The sequence below is a fragment of the Martelella sp. FLE1502 genome (assembly GCF_053484255.1).
The window spans coordinates 1-428 of sequence record NZ_JBAKFQ010000071.1 but is presented as its reverse complement, the minus strand read 5'-3'; the positions used below and the strand labels follow the sequence as shown (position 1 = coordinate 428).

Genomic DNA, 428 nt, shown 5'->3' with positions numbered 1-428 from the left:
TGGCACGTGTTCGAACGGCTTGTGGATGAGCACAAGGCCGATCATCGCGTGCGCCGGCTCTCCACCAAGGGTCAGTTTCTGGCGCTGCTGTTCGGCCAGCTCTCGGGCGCTTCAAGCCTGCGCGAGATCGAAGCCGGTCTTTCCAGTCACGAGGCCCGGCTTTATCACGTCGGCGCGCGGCCGGTGGCGCGCACGACGCTTGCCGATGCCAATGCCACAAGACCGTCAGCCCTTTATGCCGATCTGTTCGCCCATATGGCGGCCAAGGCCAGCCGGCGCACCCGCCGCCACATCGCCGATGCCGTCAGGCTTCTCGATGCCACGCGCATCCGGCTTTCGGCCACCAGAAGCGGATGGGCGGATATGGTCAACGCCCATCGGGCCATCAAGCTGCATGTGAACTATGACCCGCATGAAAGCCTGCCTGT

Annotated in this window: 1 protein-coding gene; it reads left to right on the top strand. The window is 64.3% G+C overall.

What is annotated here, in order from left to right; genetic code table 11:
* Nucleotides 1-428, top strand: a 428-nt coding sequence (locus tag V6767_RS22715; protein WP_448475511.1) for a DUF4372 domain-containing protein, incomplete at both ends; no start/stop codon positions are given.